Below are 16,571 nucleotides of genomic sequence, written 5' to 3' on the forward strand. Positions count from 1 at the left end.
TCAGTCCGCCGTGTCGCCGCCCTTCGGCACCTTCGACCACGCCTTGCGCCCCGGCAACGGCGACCACGCAGGCCGCGTCTTGCGTGCGCTGTCGATCACGACCAGGTAGCGGCCCGCGATCGGCGTGATGTCCCGGTCGCGACGCAACACCCACAGCGACTTGCCGGCCTCGACGCGCGCCTGGTAATCGTCGTCGAGCAGGCCGTGCCGGTCGAAGAACGTGTTCAGCGACGCGGGAATCCGCACGCACCCTTTCGAGTGCCGTATGCCCAGCAGCGGTTCAAGGCGATCGGGATCGGTCGCATGCATCTGGAAGCGCATCGGCGACACGCCGCCCTTGCCCCAGCCGCGCTCGCCGTCCACCCAGCCGAAGTCGTAGATGCGCATGTCGCGGCGGCCGTAGCCGCGAATGCCGTTCTCGTTCGTCGTGCCTTCCGCGCGGAAATCCATGTTGTCCGGCGAGTGATGGAACACGCCGAGCGGTGTCAGGAAATGGTCGTACTGGCCCGGCAGCCCGGTGCCGACCGGCGATGCGCCGATCATCATCCACGCGTTGGCCGGCGTCGCGCGGAAGTAGATGAACAGCGCCTGCACGTTCGGTGAGCGGTCGACCATCGCGATGTATTCGCCCGCCAGGTTGCCGAGGTTCGCTTCGGCGAGCGCCTTCTGGAGCCGCTCGCCGTACGCGCGCTGCTCGCTTGCAGGCACGTTCAGGCGCCGCGTGACTTCCTGTGTGAAGCGCTTGCGCATGTCGACCGCGCGTGCCGTCGCATTTTTTGCCTCTTCTGCCGACAAGGGGGGATGCTGGCGCGGCGGTGTCGGCGCGGGTGCCTCGGCCTCGCTGGCGGGCGTGGCGGACGCGGCCGATGCAGGTGTGGCGGCTGATGCGGCGGAAGCAGCAGAAGCTGCGGAGGGCGCCGATGCGCCCGATGCCGGACTGGCAGGCTCCGCAGGATGTGCGTGTGATGCCGCAGGCGCGGGCTGGGCCGCCGACGCACCCGACGATGCACGCGCTGACGAAGCAGCATGCGCGCGAGAAGCCGCCGATGCGGGCGACTCGACTGATGAGGATGGCATAGCAGCGGGCGACGGTGCGTCGGACGCCGCAAAGGCAGGCCGCGCGACAAGCACGGAGATCGGCAGTGCCGCAACGAGCCAGAAACACGCAGCGGCGACACGAGCAAGACAACACGGCTTCGCAAATCGCCGCGCTTGGCTGAAAAGCATCATACGTTCGAAGCCATCGGCCGATCCGGCCGCCGCATGCTGCTGTTGCGAGCGGCGCAGCTTCCGCGCGAGCCATCGACACATCCGGCGCATCGTATGCGCCCGGCGCCGACGCCTCTTCGCGGTGGAGCCGTTCGCTGTTGCAACGCAACCGGCCCGATGGCGGCTAATGAGTCGTCAGGCCCTTCATTTTACGCGTCCGCGCAAGAATCGGCAGGGAGGAACGGCGCGGTTTTGCGCTTCGTCACGCTTTGTTTCAACTCGTTGCCGCTCGCCGTTTGATTGCGTGGCAGGCTTGTGCATTGGGCGTTCGAGATCGATACAGGGAGCCGTGTGTTTCGCCAAGGCACGACTGCATCTTCAAATCGATTCGTATGCCAGATCATTTCCGATACGCGATGCAATCACCATCGCATCGCACGCATGCCGCACGAACCATGCGACATGCGTGCGCGACCACCGATCACTTCGAGATGGTTTCGAGCGCAATGCCCTTCGTGCGCGGCCCCATGAGCCCGATCGCCGCCATCACGATCACCATCGCGCCGGCAATGAACGCGAACACGCCGAAGGTGCCGAAACCCTTCAGCACGGCCGCGATCACGAACGACGAGAAGATCGCCGAAAAGCGGCTCCACGAATAGACGAAGCCGACGGCCCGTGCGCGAATCGACGTCGGGAACAGTTCGGCCTGATACGCGTGGAAGCTGTACGACATGATGTTGCTGGCGAGCGTGAGGCCGATGCCGAGCACGATCAGGAACGCGCCTACCGTCGTCTGGCTGAACAGCAGCCCGCAGACGACGATCGCCGCCGCCATCGCGACGATCACCGACTTGCGCTCGAAGCGGTCGGCGATCATCAGGCCGATCAGCGGGCCGATCGGCGCGGCGAGTGCGATCACGCTCGAATACATCAGGCTCGACGTGATCGTGATGCCCTGCTTGATCAGCAGCGTCGGTACCCAGTTCGCGAAGCCGTAGAAGCCGACCGTCTGGAACACGTTGAAGATCGTCATCATGATCGTGCGGCTGCGATACGGCTGCACCCACATGTCGCGGAAGCTGCCGCGCGGCGGCACGGGCTCGGCGGGCGCGGGCGGCGGCAGCGGCCGGCCGTATTCGGCTTCGACCTTCGCCTCGAGCGTGCGCATGATGCGATCGGCTTCGTCGACCCGGCCCTGCTGCGCGAGCCAGCGCGGGCTTTCCGGCAGTTCGCGGCGGATCCACCACACGAACAGCGCGCCGTGCGCGCCGATCAGCACGACCCAGCGCCAGCCGTCGAGGCCGAACGGGGCATGCGGCACGAGCAGGTATGCGAGGAACGCGACCACCGGCACCGCGACGAACCCGACCGCCTGCTCGCACGCGAATGCACGGCCGCGGATCTGCTTCGGCACGAGCTCGGAGATGTACGTGCCGATCGTCACCATCTCGACGCCGAGGCCGAGACCGACGACGAAGCGCCAGAAGTTCAGCCCGGCGGCGGTGTCCTGGAACGCCATCACGACGTTGGCCGCCGTGTACCACAGCAGCGACCACGTGAAGATCGCGCGGCGGCCGAAGCGGTCGGCGAGGAAGCCGCACGCGATCGTGCCGATGAAGAGCCCGGAGAACAGCGCGGCGATGAAGCTCGCGACGCCCGTGGTGCCGAACAGGCCATGCGTCGTCGCGGAGAGGATTCCGCTTTTCACGAGGCCGGGGGCGACGTAGCCGCTATAGAGCAGGTCGTAGAGTTCGAAGAAGAAGCCGAGGCTCAGCAGGACGACGAGTTTCCAGACGGTGCGGGTAGGCGGCAGGCGGTCGAGGCGGGCCGAGATGGAGCCGGGGTCGATCGCCGCAGGGCGGGCGGCGCCCGCTGCGACGAGCGGGTCGGGCTGGGTGGATGCCATGGTGGCAAGTCTCCGGATTCTTGATTGTCTTGGCGCTACCAGTAGGTGTTGGCGAGCGGCTTCGCGCATTTTAGCGAGGCGTGGGCCTGAGCACATCAACCGGCTGATGCGCGGTCGGGCGACAGGCGCACCGGAACGGCTGTGGTCCGGCCAGTTCCACTATCGCTGGCGAACGGGGCACTGCGTCAAACAGGCTTGACCGCCGGCCAATCTACGCTCTCCACACCCGGAAATTCGACTCCCTTGATGCCCCGCCTGACGGCCTCGTCGCGAAAATCCTCGGAGCAGGTCAGCGAGTTGCTGCTCCAGGCATGGTCGGTCAGTTTGGCATCAACCGGCAGGTGGGATACCCGTAGTGAATCTGACTCCTTTCTTCGTCGCACGCAGTACAGCATCAGCCAGTTGATCCCCGACGATAATGTATGTTGGAGAGTCGTATTGCCGACCAATGCCATTGGCGGGAAACTCGGGGCGCAAGACCATCTTTTTGAAGCCGACCTTGGCGTCAGGAAATCCCGACACTTTCACCACTATCGGCTCGGAGACGTCGTGATCAACCACGTCAACCATCCTCGTCGGGCTGAGAAGGAAGTACGAGCCATCAATAGCCTCTCCGCTCGATCTAATATCTGCTGGGATGAACTGAACATCGTCGTCATTCACCAGTTCTTCAATCGCAACACGCACCGCTTCGCTTACGAGCGGAATCAAGATGTCTGACCAGATGACGCCATAGTCTCGAATCTTTGACAGATCGATCCACTCGACGGGGTTTGACGCGTATTGATAAACGTTGATGCCGCCGTCGAGTCCAATCGGATCCTTCGAAACAAATCGCCCTACGCGAGGATCATAGTATCGATTCCGGTTATACCTCAGCCCCGTCTCAGCATCTTCCTGCTGCCCCTGAAACCGAATCGGGTTCCGCGGCGCGATACCCGCCCGCTGCGACACCCGCGCGATCACCTCCCGCGCTTCGCCCCAGAACAGTTTGCCCGCCACCACCGCGTCGATGCCGTCGGCCAGACCCGTGAAGATTTCCTGCGCTTTCGCCGCGCAGTGATCGATCAGGTCGTTGACCACGGCCTGCAGCTTCGTCAGGAAGTCCTCGACCTCGGTCGAAAACGACGCCTGCACGTGCGTGACGACGATCGACACGATCGCGGCCCCGATGTCGCGTTTGTGAATCAGAAGCTGATTGCGGATCAGCGCCAGCAGCGGCCGAGCCGTGAGGCGCATCGGCGCCAGTACCGGCGGAAACGGAATCACGCCGATCAGGTTGATCGCCAGTCCGAGATAGTCGAGCAGTTCACCGCCACGCTTGCGGATGATCGAGACGATGCCGGTGAGCGCATCGGCCAGCGCCATGAGGTTGTTGAGGACCGGAATCATGCTGGCCACCGTCGCCAGCCGGTCGACGTTCACGTAGCCGTTCGTCACGCTGATCAGCCACGCGTTGAAGCCTTCGCCGGACGCCACGACGTCGTCCGGATGCACATCGGTCAGCCACGGGGTGGCCTGCTCTTATTCCGCGCCCGGCGGGAGTTTTTGATCTGCCATGCTCTCAGGATTCTTTTCGTTGTTCGTTTTTCGGCTCGCGGAAGCCGTCCCCGGTTCATATATTGGACGTCATGCCAGCGAACCGCGGCATTACACCGACGAATGGGCGACTGGAAAATGAAAGGTCACGGCGCTCGACCCCGCACCTAAAACGGGCTATCGCGCCCTATTTTTTGGCGCGACTTGCCCCGAATGGTATGTAAATTCGGTAACCATCTATCTGGCTGATCAGCGTCACCGAGCACCACGAACCGCGACCTTTCCTGCCGGGCACGATCCACGCAAGCCCGGTCAACCGGGCATAAGCCGCCAGATCGTGGCCCGTCGCCCTCATGCGGCGCCCCGATTCCGCCCCCGCGGATTCGAACATCGCTCGTCGCCACACCCCGGTAACATGCTACCGGGCCAACCACCGGCTTCCGGGCGCCTTTCGGCGACTGGCATCGTCGGCAAATCGTAAGCATTCCATGTTCATACAACGACTATCCAACTACGCTCGCCGGATCGCACTGATCGCGCTGCTGCAGTTCGCCGCGATCGCGACCGCGTCGGCGTTTCCGGCGGCCGCATCGGCCCCGAGCGCGAGCGGCGTCGGCGCGCCCGTCCCGGCCATCTCGCTGAACGACGCCGTCGCGCAGCTCAAGCAGATGCAGGCGGAACTGGACCGCATCAAGCAGCAGACCTCGACCGCGTCCAACAGCAAGGAACTGGACGCGCTCAGCGACTCGACGCAGGAACTGAGCACCGACGTCGACAAACTGCAGAGCGATCTCGTCCCGCAGCGCGCGCAAATCCAGGCGCAACTCGACGTCCTGGGCCCGGCGCCTGCCGAGGGCGCCGCGCCGGAAGCGCCGGCCGTCGCGAAGCAGCGGGCCACGCTGAATACGCGCAAGACCCAGATCGATGCGGCGCTGAAACAGGTTGCCGACCAGAAGACCAGCCTCACGAACCTGAACGAGCAGTTCGCGAAGCTGCATCGCGGCCTGCTGAAGAACCAGCTCGCGTTCCGTTCGGGCGGCATTTTCAGCGCGCAGTTCTGGCTGCCGCTGTTCCATCTCTCACCGGACGACGCGCAGCGGCTCGGGGATTTCGACGAAGAAATGCTCGACATGCTGCGCTCGTCGTGGGTGCCGGGACAAAAGGCGATCACCGTGCTGCTGCTGGTTGCCGCGTTCGCGGCATGGATGGGCGGCCGCCGGCTCATCGAGCGCGGGCTCGCGTGGTTCTGCGTGAACCGCCTGCCGGCCACCCGCTTGCGCCGCAGCGCGCTGGCGTTGTCGACCGCGTTGTCGACGCTGCTGGCAACTGCCATCGCCGTCCAGATCTTTTACCTCGCCGTCGCACGCCATTACGACCTCACGCCGGCGCTGAGCGATCTGTGGGACCAGTTCGCGAAGCTCGCCGCAACCTGCGCACTGATCGCCGGGCTCGGCCGTGCGCTGCTCTGCACGAAGCATCCGTCGTGGCGCCTGCCCGCGCTCGCCGATCCCGTCGCGCGCGCGATGAAGCCGTTCCCCGGCATCCTGGCCGCGCTGCTGCTGATGTCCGGCACGCTCGAATCGATCAACCGGATCGTCGACACGAGCCTGTCGGTCACGCTGTTCGGCCGCGGGATCGTGTCGCTCGTCGTCGCGGTGACGGTCGGCGCGTCGCTGCTGCGCTCGAACCGCGCGCGTAGCCGGCTCGCGGCGGCCGGCGAGGCGCCCGAGCAGCGCTCGACGCTCGCCGGGCTGATCCACGCCGGCGTCACGCTGGCGATCGTCGCAACGCTGATCGCACTCCTGATCGGCTACATCACGGTCGCGCGCTTCATCACGTACGAACTCGTGTGGTTCGAGATCGTGCTGTGCGCCACCTACATCCTGATCCAGCTGACACGCGACGCGAGCGAAAGCCTGTTCTCGCCGAGCCTGTCGACGGGCCAGCAGATCAAGCATCTGTTCGCACTCGAAGACCGGCACCTCGACCAGGCCCGCACGGTCCTGTCCGGTTTCGGCACGAGCCTGCTGATGCTGATCGCGGCCATCGCGCTGATGACGGGCGGCTTCGGCACGACGCCGGGCGATCTGCTCGACAGTGCAGTCGCGATGATCGGCAGCCAGCGGCTGCAGAGCCTGAACATCATGCCCGACCGGATCATGAACGCCGTGATCGGCTTCGCGATCGGCTTCTACCTGCTGCGCTCGCTGCGCCGCTGGCTCGACAGCGAGTTCATGCCCGCGCTCGGCATGGATACGGGGATGCGCGTGTCGCTGATCACGCTGTTCACCAACGTCGGCTACGTGCTGCTCGTGCTGATGACGCTCGGGCTGCTCGGCGTCCGGTGGAACAACCTCGCGTGGATCGTCAGTGCGTTGTCGGTGGGTATCGGTTTCGGCCTGCAGGAGATCGTGAAGAATTTCGTGTCGGGGTTGATCCTGCTGACCGAACGCCCGGTGAAGGTCGGCGACATGATCAGCATCGCGGGCGTCGAGGGCGACATCCGCCGCATCAACGTGCGCGCGACCGAGATCCAGCTCAGCGACCGCTCGACCGTGATCGTGCCGAACTCGCAACTGATCTCGCAGAACCTGCGCAACGTGACGATGGGCAACAGCACGCAGGGCGTCGCGACGCTGGTGCTGACGTTCCCGCTGAACACCGACCCCGAGCAGGTGCGCGACCTGCTGCTCGACGCGTATCGCTCGCACGAGGCGATTCTCGAGAAGCCGGCGCCGTCGGTCACGTTCAGCCAGCTCACGCCGGATGGCATCACGCTGAGCGTGACGGGTTACGTGTCGAGCCCGCGGATCGCCGGTTCGACGAAGAGCGATCTGTTGTTCGAGATCCTGAAGCAGTTGCGCGCGGCGGGGATCACGCTGTCGAGCCCGCAGATGCTGGTGGTGCAGAACATGCCGACGGTGGAGAAGTGAACAAAGACGGCCGGTCGCGCACTGTGGCTATCGCGACGACCATCTCCGGTACTACCGAAATGCCCATCGTCCGATGACGCCAGCGCTGGCAAACAGCCGCAACCGTGCCGCCTCCCACTCAGCCAGCGTTCGCACCCGTTCCTGGCGGGCATCGGCAAGCGCCGCTTGTGCCGACAGCAGTTCCAGAATATCTCCTGCGCCGAACGCGTAACGATTGCGCGCCGATGTCAGCGCCGCTTCCGCGGCAGCCAGCAAGCGTGCAGACGCATCCAGGTTGCCCGCTGTCGTCTCCGCGTCGGCATGGGCCTTCAGCACGTCACGCAGAATCTGCTGCTGCGTATCGAGAAGCTGTGCCTGTGCCAGTTCGGCCTGAGCCTGCGCGCCGCGAATCCGATACGTGCGAGAAAAGCCGTCAAAGAACGGAATCGTCAAAGTCAGGCCGATGCTGGTTTGCGTCGCCCGCACTGACTGCAATCCCTGATTCGGATATCCGTTCCGCGACAGCGTGCCGCTTAGATCCAGGGTCGGCATTCCGTCGGACCGCACGGTCGTGACCTTCGCTTGCGCAGCCTTCCATTTGGCCCGCGCCGCCCGGATCTCGGGGTGAGAACCTTCGGCCGCGCGAAGCCAGTCGCTTAGCTGGCGCTCCGCGTCCAGCGCAACCGGTACGACTGCCTCCTCGACCTCGACCCGCGTGCCGGCGGGCAGACCGGTCGCAAAGACCAGTTCGGCGCGGGCCCGAGCCACCTCCCCGCCCGCTCGCCGTGCAGCGAGCAATGCCTTGGCCAACGCTGTTTCCGCCTGCAATACGTCTGCTCGGGATGCAACGCCCATGGCCAGCCGCTTACGCGACGCACGCAGCGTCGATTCCGCCAAAGTCGCGGACTCGGTACGCGCCGCAAACGCCGCTTGAGCATTCTGAACATCGAAATAGCTACCGATGACATCCACGACCGCCTTTTGCATCGCTGCGTCGTGGCCCGCCAGTGCTGCGGTCAGCAGTTGCTGTGCCGCCGCGCGGTTTGCGGCTCGCCCACCAAAGTCGAGTAACCGCCAGTTCAACGTCGCGTTCGACGTTCGACCGACGCCGCGCGTATTCATCGATGGTGCATCGGAATACCGGTTATAAGTCGTCAATTGGCTGATCGACCCGTTAACGGTGGGGAGCCATGCCGATCTGGCTTCACCCACCGCAGCGGCCTGGATCTTGATCGATGCCCACGCCGCTCGAATACGGGGGTTGTGGCATAGCGCAAGATCAACCGCATCACCAAGCGTCAGCGGCTTCGCCGGGCCAGTCGACGAAGCGCATGCAACTGGCATGTCATCGCCCGGTAATCGCTGCCCCGCATCCAGCACCGGTGGACGAGTCAGCAACGGATCGGCCAGGCCATCCGGAATCCCGCGTGTTTCGGCACTGCATGTGATTGAAACCAACACCAGGCCGAAGATCCACGGACACACGCCGTCTTTCAAGCTCCTAGCGCTCACGCAAACTCTCCCGCGCATGCTGCAGCAACGGCGACAGCACATATTCGATCACCCGCCGCGTACCGGTTCTGATCTCGGCACTACCCGACATACCCGGCGACAGTGCGATCTCGCGACCGTCCACCACCAGCGTCGAACGATCAAGCAGGATCCTGACCGAGTAGACGAGTCCCTTCTTGTCGTCGTCTATCGCATCGCGCGAGACATGACTCACTTTCGCCGACAACGTGCCGTATTTCGTGTACTCGAACGCATCGATTTTCACGCTGGCGGCCTGCCCTTCCTCAACGAAGCCGATATCCCGGTTGTCGACGAATGCTTCCATTTCTACCGCCCCCTCTCGCGGCACGATCTGCATCAGCGGCTGTGCGGCCGGCACCGCTGTCCCAATGGTATGGACGGCAAGCTGCTGGACGGTTCCGTCGATCGGGGCGGTCAGGCGCAGCAGTTCCCCGTGTGCCTCCGCGCGCCGCATGTCGCCCGACGACGCGTCCACGATACGCTGCGCATCGTTCAACGCATCCTGGGTATTCCTTCGCGTCTCTGCCACGAGAGCCGCGCGTTGGTGACGAGCATCCGCAAGCTGTCCCGCCGTATCGATGCGCTGCTGCTCGGCCTCGATCCACGCGTGCTCCGCAACGTCACGGGTCTCCATCAACTTGGCGTAATCGTCCGCACGACGCGCCGCAAGCGGAGCAGCCTGACTGTACCGGTGTATTTCGCTGTCGAGACGGTCCCGTCGCGCGACGAAATCGCGCCATTGATCCAGCAGGTGCCGCTCGACCTCGCGCCGGCGCTCGGGCGACACGCCCTCCACGCCCGCCAGTCGAGGCTGTCGCCCCGTGTCGATCGCGTCGATCAACGCCCGGGCACGCTCGACTTGCAGTACCGCATTCAGCCGGTCGCCGTCCGCCCGTTGACGTTCGGCGTCGATTACGCGCGTATCGAGATCGATCAGTGCGTCGCCAGTCTTCACGACCTGTCCGTCGCGCACGTGCAGCGCTCGCACGCTGGCGACCTCGACCGCCGCCAGCGTCTTGGTCCGGGAGGATGGAATGATCTTGCCGCCGCCGTCGACAACAATGTCGATTTTCCCGAAATACGACCAGACGATCGCCGTCATTACGAGCAAGATGAGAATGCGCGCGACCCACCGGCCTGCCGGTGAGACAGGTGCCGCCTGGACAGACAGCGCCGCCGGCAGAAACTCGGCCTCGTTCGCATTGAATGTCGGCAACGTCATCCGATGGCGCTGCTTCCAGCAGTGACGCCAGACATCGCGATAACGCCCGACCAGTTCACGCCAGGCCCCTGCCTGCTGTCGCATGCTCATATCCGTGCCTTTGCTACATCGCGCCCGCCCTGTTGCAACGAATACAGGTGCGAGTAGATTCCATTCGGCGTGCGCAGCAGTGTGTCGTGCGTGCCGCTTTCCACGATTTGCCCACGATCCATCACGAGAATCCGGTCGGCATCGCGCACCGCCGAAAGCCGATGTGCAATGATCAACACCGTACGCCGCGCGCAGATGTCCCGCATGTTGGCCTGTATGACGGCTTCTGATTCGTAGTCGAGCGCGCTGGTCGCCTCGTCGAATATCAGGATGCGTGGATCGGTCATCAATGCGCGAGCAATGGCGATGCGCTGCCGCTGGCCGCCCGAGAGCCCCGTGCCATGCTCGCCGACGAGCGTGTCGTAACCCTCCGGAAGCTCGCAGATGAACTCGTGTGCACCGGCCAGCCTCGCTGCATCGATCACCGCGTCGATCGACGCGGTGGGTCGAGCCAGCGCGATGTTGTCCCGCACAGAACGATTGAACAGCGTGTTTTCCTGCAGGACAACGCCAATCTGCTGGCGCAGACTCGCCGTATCGATCACTGCAATATCGTGCCCGTCGACCAGCACTCGCCCGCGATCCGGCACGTAGAGCCGCTGCGCGAGCTTGGTCATCGTGCTTTTGCCCGACCCGGAGCGGCCCACGATTCCGATGACCTCGCCCGCCGCGATCCTGACGGAGATCTGCCGGATGACATCGCTCGCATCCGGCCGGTAGCGAAACGATACCTGGTCGAATTCGATCGCGCCCTCGAGACGGGGTACTCGCGTCTTTTTGGCTGCGGTTTCGGGCGCCGTATTGAGGATATCCCCGAGACGCCCCATCGAAATCCCTACCTGTTGAAAGTCGTTCCACAACTGAGCGAGACGCAGTATCGGGCTGGACACCTGCCCGGCCAGCATGTTGAACGCGATGAGCTCGCCGACGGTCAACTTGCCGTCGATCACCAGCGTGGCGCCCAGCCACATGATTGCCGCGGTCACCAGCTTGCTGATCAACGTCACGCCGCCGCTTGCAATCGTGGCAACGTTGGTCGCCGACAGGCCCGAACTCACATAAGCGGCCAGTTGACGGTCCCATCGATCCGTCCAGCGCGGTTCGAGCGCCATCGCCTTGACCGTATCGATCCCGCTGATGGTTTCGACGAGGAACGACTGATTCTCGGCGCCCTTATTGAATTTTTCGTTCAGACGCCGCCTAATGATCGGCGTAAACACGACCGACAAAAGAACGTAAAGAGGAATTGAAACGACGACGATCAACGTAAGCCACGTGCTGTACCACAGCATCACGCCAAGAAAAACGACCGAGAAAGCGAGGTCCATCACTACGGTCACGGCATTGCCGGTCAGGAATGTGCGAATGTTCTCCAGTTCCCGAATCCGCGCGACCGAATCGCCAACGCGGCGCGCCTGGAACCAGGCGAGCGGCAATGCCAGCAGGTGACGAAAGAGTCGCGCGCCCAGTTCGACGTCTATCTTGCTGCTGGTATGCGCAAATACCCACGTCCGAATTCCCGACAGCGCCGCTTCGAACAGCGTTGCGCAGATGAGCCCCACCGCGATTACGTTCAGCGTCTTCATCGCGTGGTTGACGAGTACCTTGTCCATCACCACCTGGAAGAAGAGCGGTGTGGCGAGCGCAATCAACTGCAACACCAGAGATATCGCGAGAACTTCGCCCAGCAGCTTCCGGTACGTGACGATTGCCGGAATGAACCAGCTGAAATCAAAGCGCGCCAGGGTACCCGCGATGCTGCTCTTGCTCGTGAAATAGATGAGCTCGCCGGTCCAGATCTCCAGAAGACGCTCGCGGGTCAGGACGGTAGGTGCCTCACCCGGAAACTGGACAAGCATTCGAGGCGCACGTGTTCCATCCGCGGCCTGGTACTGCGCGACCACGAAATAGCCACCTTCGCCTTTCGCCCGTGCGACCGCGGGCAAAGGCGCCCGATCCAGTCGTTCGATGTTCTGTTGAACGGCCCGAGCCGTCATGCCGAGGGAACGCGTGGCCCGCAGGATTGTTTGAGTATCGAAGCGGCCGAAGCCGAATTCATGTCGCAACGCGGCTTCGTCGGCTGCGATACCGTGCAGGCTGGCCATCGTCAGAACGACGGCGAGACCGGAGTCGACATCCTGCGTCGGAGACGACGCTGGAGGCCGGAGAATGGAACTGTCCATGAAGGGAACACGAGGCGAGGAAGGAAATGCGATACGGCCGGCAGCGGGCCGTCCGGTCGCACGTAATGTGCAACCGGACGGATCGATCTTCGGGAACCGGAATTAACGCCAACTCGTCGCCAGCGTCGGCGCAAGCGCGGCCTGATGCTCTGGGGACAGCGTGACCGCCCCCGCGGCCGGCGGCGACCATACCGCCATGGCCTGTACCAGCTTCTCGACATCGGCGTTGACGAGCGTCCGACCGTCGTCTACCCGGATCTGCTCGATCTGATACCGTGAGCCCAGGTACCAGTCCCGAACCGTAGCGGTATCGCTGGTGCCGAGAATACTGATCTCCAGATCGTTGCCGACGTGACGGAACCACAATTGATCCGCCGATACGCCTGCGCCGATGCTGATCACATCGCAGTTACCGAGCGTTTCGTCGTCGTCCCGGATCGTGTCGCGGCCGGACCCGCGACCGAATCGATAGGTATCGTTGCCGAGGCCACCGACCAGAATGTCGTTGCCGGCACCGCCATCCAGCACGTTGTTGCCCCGGTTGCCGATGATCGTGTTGTCGAGCGCATTGCCGACACCATCGATGTCTTCGTTCCACAGTTTCAGCGCTTCGGCCGTGTAAATCGCATATGAGTTCGGCACGTTGGCGGCCGACCTGAACTCCTGAAGGCTCACGTAACGGGTCATGTCGCTGACACGTTGACGTCCCGAATCGGCAATGTAGAAGCCTTTGAGCGCACCGTCTGCCTCGCCATATACCGCACCGGTCACCGTGACGACGTGATTGACGCCGCCGCTGTCGAGATACGCACCATCTCCCCAGAGCCGACCGGCGTTCAGCGCGAGAATCACACCTCGACCGCTTCGAACCAGATTCGCGACCGCATGCTCGTCGTATCCCGCGAGCAGATTGTTCGTAATGCCGTAGCTTTTCAGGAGCGCCTGTTGTTGGACGTAGTTCGATCCGCCTCGCTGATAGTCGGTCGCGGCCGGGCTGGTGATCGCCCATTGGTTGTCGATCGCCCGCCTGACCACCTCTCCCTCCGTGGTCGGCGTCCCGATCTGCGTAAGCAGATTGGCGATCGACGTCAGCGCACACGTTCCCTGGAACGTCGGAACCGCGTCGCCCTGCATGTAATCCAGTTCGTTCGCCTTCGGGTAACCGTATACCAGTACGGAAGCGCCATCGACGAGACCCTTTTCCGGTTTGCCGAAATCGAGCAGATTCAGGTTCTCGACATGGTCGCCCAGCGCGTAGCTGATTTTGCTCTGAACCGTATCGATCCCTTCGCCCGCCCGTTCCACCACACGATCGCCAACGTTGTCGACGTAGTAGGTGTCATTGCCCTTGCCGCCGATCATCGTGTCGGCGCCCGTCACACCGTCCAGGATGTTGTCCGCGCTGTTGCCTACGATCACGTTATCGAGCGCATTGCCCGTGCCGTTGATGTCGAATCCTTCGACGAGGCGCAATTCCTCGATGTTGGCATTGAGGATGTAGTTCGCGCTGCTGATCACCGTGTCGTAACCTTCATTCGCGTACTCGAGAATCACATCGTTGACGCTGTTGACGATATAGGTGTCGTTACCCTGCCCGCCTTCCATGTGATCCGCGCCAGCACCGCCATCGAGATAGTCGTTCCCGAGACCGCCGAGCAGCGTATCCCTGCCGTCCCCGCCGTAGAGATAGTCGTCGTCCGTCTCGCCCGGAGCCAGCGTCCTCTTCTCCTCGTTGTCGCCGGTGAAGCCGACCAGCAGATCGTCGCCCGCGCCGCCGTACAGGATGTCGTTGCCGACTTGACCGAACAAGCGATCGTTGCCGTCTCCGCCGTACAGCCGATCGTGGCCGGCTCCGCCTTGAATTTCGTCGTTGCCTGCCTCGCCATAGAGCAGATCGTTGCCGAGGCCGCCGAGAATCAGGTCGTTGCCGGCGCCACCGTAGATCGTGTCGTCGTCGGTTTCCCATGCGGCGAGAGACTGCTTCGCATCATTGGTGGCGGTGAAGCCGACGAGAATGTCGTCACCATCACCGCCCCAGATCGTGTCGTTGCCCGCGCCGCCGAAAATCTTGTCGTTGCCGGTTTCCCCCGACAGGACGTCGTTGCCGTTGCCGCCATTCAGCTCGTCGCTGCCGGCGCCGCCAAAGAGCGTGTCATCGCCTTCTCCGCCGTCGAGGAAGTCGTCGTCGTTGCCGCCATCGAGGTAATCGTTGCCAAGACCGCCATACAACGCATCGTTGCCGTTGCCGCCGTAGAGCGCGTCGTTGTCGGTCTCGCCCGACGACAACGTTTGCTTCGCATCGTTGCTGGCGGTGAAACCGACCAGTACGTCGTCACCATCGCCGCCCCAGATCACGTCGTCGCCCGCTTCGCCGAATATCCGGTCGTGGCCTCCTTCGCCGAGAAGTCGGTCGTTGCCCTCGTTGCCGTGCAATTCGTCGTTGCCGGTACCACCGAATATCGTGTCGTTTCCGTGACCGCCGTGGACGAGATCTGCACCGTCGCCACCGTCCATGTAGTCGTTGCCGAGGCCGCCCCACATCCGGTCGTTGCCCGCACCACCGTACATGACGTCGTCGTCCGTTTCTCCCGGTGCGAGTGCCTGCTTCGCTTCGTTGGACGCGGTGAAGCCCATCATGATGTCGTCGCCATCGCCGCCGTTCATGATGTCGTTGCCGGCCTGGCCGAACAGCGAATCGTTGCCGGAGCCCCCGTCGAGCACGTCGTTGCCCGCACCACCCTGCAACTCGTCGTCGCCTTCTTCACCGTACAACCGATCGTCGCCGTCGTAGCCGAACAGCGTGTCGTTGCCGGTGCCGCCCCACAGATTGTCGTTGCGCCAGCTGCCGCCCATTACATCGTCGCCGCCGCCGGCGAGGAAGTTCACGAGCAAACCGCTGTTGATCCAGTGGCCGTACGCGGCGTAGTAGTTCGCGTCGAATACGTCGTTTCCGTCGGTACCGATGAGATAGGTTCGATTACCGTTGTTGATCTTGATCTGACTCGCACCGAAGTGGATGAACTGACTGGAATTGATCCAGTACGTGTTGTCGGTGTCGCGCAGCGCACGGTAATTGGAGAAGGGAACAGCCGGGGCAAGATAGATTCGCCCTGGCTGGCCCGTGACCTCGCTGCCCTTGAGCGGTGTGGTGGCCGGGCCGTTCGCATATCGGCTGTTGCCACGAGTCACGATATCGAAATCAACGGCACGAATTTCAGAAATACCTGCGTGATCGAGCGTCCGGAACTCGCCAGCATCCGCAATGCCGTCCTCGTTCGTATCGACCCAGACCTGCAAGCCATTGAGTTCCACACCGGACAATTTGCCGTCGCGGTTGATGTCGAGTGAGCGCAGTGTTTCAGCACTCAAGCCTTGTCGCTGTGCATTGAGCAACACCGGAGTCTTGTTCGCGATCGACGCCGCGGTGTCGAGTTCGAGGCTTTTCGCCTCGTAGAACGCGCCGATCGGGTTGTACCAGCCGGATGGCATCGTGAAGCCGTAATCGTTCTTCCCGCCGTAGGTCAGCGTCCGGGAAATGACCTGGCTCAGATCCAGGTAGCTCGTACCGCTCAATAGGCCGGTGGCGCGATATCGTGACAGCAGGCTGTCGGCGAAGGCGGCATCGCGGACGTTGGACAGGTCGTAGCGCTGGCCGCCGTTCACGACGAAGTTGCGGTCGACGACGCCGTCGCCGTTGGTGTCTTCGCGGACTACGCTTGCGCCGTTACCGATGCGGGTTTCTGTTTTAATGTTGTCGAAGACGCCGTCGCCGTTGGTGTCGGTCTTCGTGGTCGTGAAATTGTCGGCGAACTCGATTGTGGTTTCGCCCGATACATAACGAGTAACCGGGAGTGTCAGGATTTCCGTGTTCAAGGCGGGTGGAACAATTACACGGAAGGTCGGACGAACCGATCTGCATAAAGGATAGCGAATTGGTTCATGGCCGTCTTCCAGTCATGCGCGGCACTTCCCCA

8 protein-coding genes are annotated in these 16,571 nt (G+C 63.2%); 1 reads left to right on the top strand and 7 read right to left on the bottom strand.

Annotated elements, in window-relative coordinates; translation table 11 throughout:
* The 3 genes from LGN17_RS10195 to LGN17_RS10205 all read right to left on the bottom strand — a co-directional run bounded on the left by LGN17_RS10195 (position 1) and on the right by LGN17_RS10205 (position 4,597).
* Entirely contained in the window at positions 1-1,320 is a 1,320-nt protein-coding gene (locus tag LGN17_RS10195; RefSeq protein WP_226196416.1) for a hypothetical protein, read from the bottom strand.
* Positions 1,321-1,690: 370 nt separating this feature from the next.
* Entirely contained in the window at positions 1,691-3,118 is a 1,428-nt protein-coding gene (locus LGN17_RS10200) for an MFS transporter (protein ID WP_226196417.1), read from the bottom strand.
* Positions 3,119-3,448: 330 nt separating this feature from the next.
* The gene (locus tag LGN17_RS10205) at positions 3,449-4,597 is read right to left on the bottom strand and encodes an RHS repeat-associated core domain-containing protein (RefSeq protein ID WP_226196419.1); all 1,149 of its coding nucleotides are present in this window, start codon (positions 4,595-4,597) and stop codon (positions 3,449-3,451) included.
* Positions 4,598-5,145: 548 nt separating this feature from the next.
* Between LGN17_RS10205 and LGN17_RS10210 the strand changes: the two genes are divergently transcribed.
* Positions 5,146-7,590, top strand: a complete 2,445-nt coding sequence (locus LGN17_RS10210) for a DUF3772 domain-containing protein (protein WP_226196421.1) — start codon at positions 5,146-5,148, stop codon at positions 7,588-7,590.
* Between the two features lie 51 nt (positions 7,591-7,641).
* Here the strand turns inward: LGN17_RS10210 and LGN17_RS10215 are convergent, their stop codons facing one another.
* The 4 genes from LGN17_RS10215 to LGN17_RS10230 form a co-directional block, all read right to left on the bottom strand.
* On the bottom strand, positions 7,642-9,099 hold the full coding sequence (locus LGN17_RS10215) for a TolC family protein (protein ID WP_226196423.1): 1,458 nt from the start codon (positions 9,097-9,099) through the stop codon (positions 7,642-7,644).
* Positions 9,071-10,414, bottom strand: a complete 1,344-nt coding sequence (locus LGN17_RS10220) for an HlyD family type I secretion periplasmic adaptor subunit (RefSeq protein WP_226196425.1) — start codon at positions 10,412-10,414, stop codon at positions 9,071-9,073. The genes LGN17_RS10215 and LGN17_RS10220 overlap by 29 nt, the downstream gene beginning before the upstream one ends.
* On the bottom strand, positions 10,411-12,597 hold the full coding sequence (locus tag LGN17_RS10225) for a type I secretion system permease/ATPase (RefSeq protein WP_226196427.1): 2,187 nt from the start codon (positions 12,595-12,597) through the stop codon (positions 10,411-10,413). The genes LGN17_RS10220 and LGN17_RS10225 overlap by 4 nt, the downstream gene beginning before the upstream one ends.
* A 102-nt stretch (positions 12,598-12,699) precedes the next feature.
* Positions 12,700-16,470, bottom strand: coding sequence for a calcium-binding protein (locus tag LGN17_RS10230; RefSeq protein WP_226196430.1), 3,771 nt, complete (start codon positions 16,468-16,470; stop codon positions 12,700-12,702).
* Positions 16,471-16,571: the final 101 nt, after the last annotated feature.

The sequence above is a fragment of the Burkholderia sp. AU30280 genome (assembly GCF_020420125.1).
Classification (GTDB): Bacteria; Pseudomonadota; Gammaproteobacteria; order Burkholderiales; family Burkholderiaceae; genus Burkholderia.

Bases quoted from the DNA above. Each gene is read 5' to 3' on its own strand.
- LGN17_RS10195 (WP_226196416.1), bottom strand. From the start codon at position 1,320: ATGCGCCGGATGTGTCGATGGCTCGCGCGGAAGCTGCGCCGCTCGCAA.
- LGN17_RS10200 (WP_226196417.1), bottom strand. From the start codon at position 3,118: ATGGCATCCACCCAGCCCGACCCGCTCGTCGCAGCGGGCGCCGCCCGC.
- LGN17_RS10210 (WP_226196421.1), top strand. From the start codon at position 5,146: ATGTTCATACAACGACTATCCAACTACGCTCGCCGGATCGCACTGATC.
- LGN17_RS10215 (WP_226196423.1), bottom strand. From the start codon at position 9,099: ATGCGCGGGAGAGTTTGCGTGAGCGCTAGGAGCTTGAAAGACGGCGTG.
- LGN17_RS10220 (WP_226196425.1), bottom strand. From the start codon at position 10,414: ATGAGCATGCGACAGCAGGCAGGGGCCTGGCGTGAACTGGTCGGGCGT.
- LGN17_RS10225 (WP_226196427.1), bottom strand. From the start codon at position 12,597: ATGGACAGTTCCATTCTCCGGCCTCCAGCGTCGTCTCCGACGCAGGAT.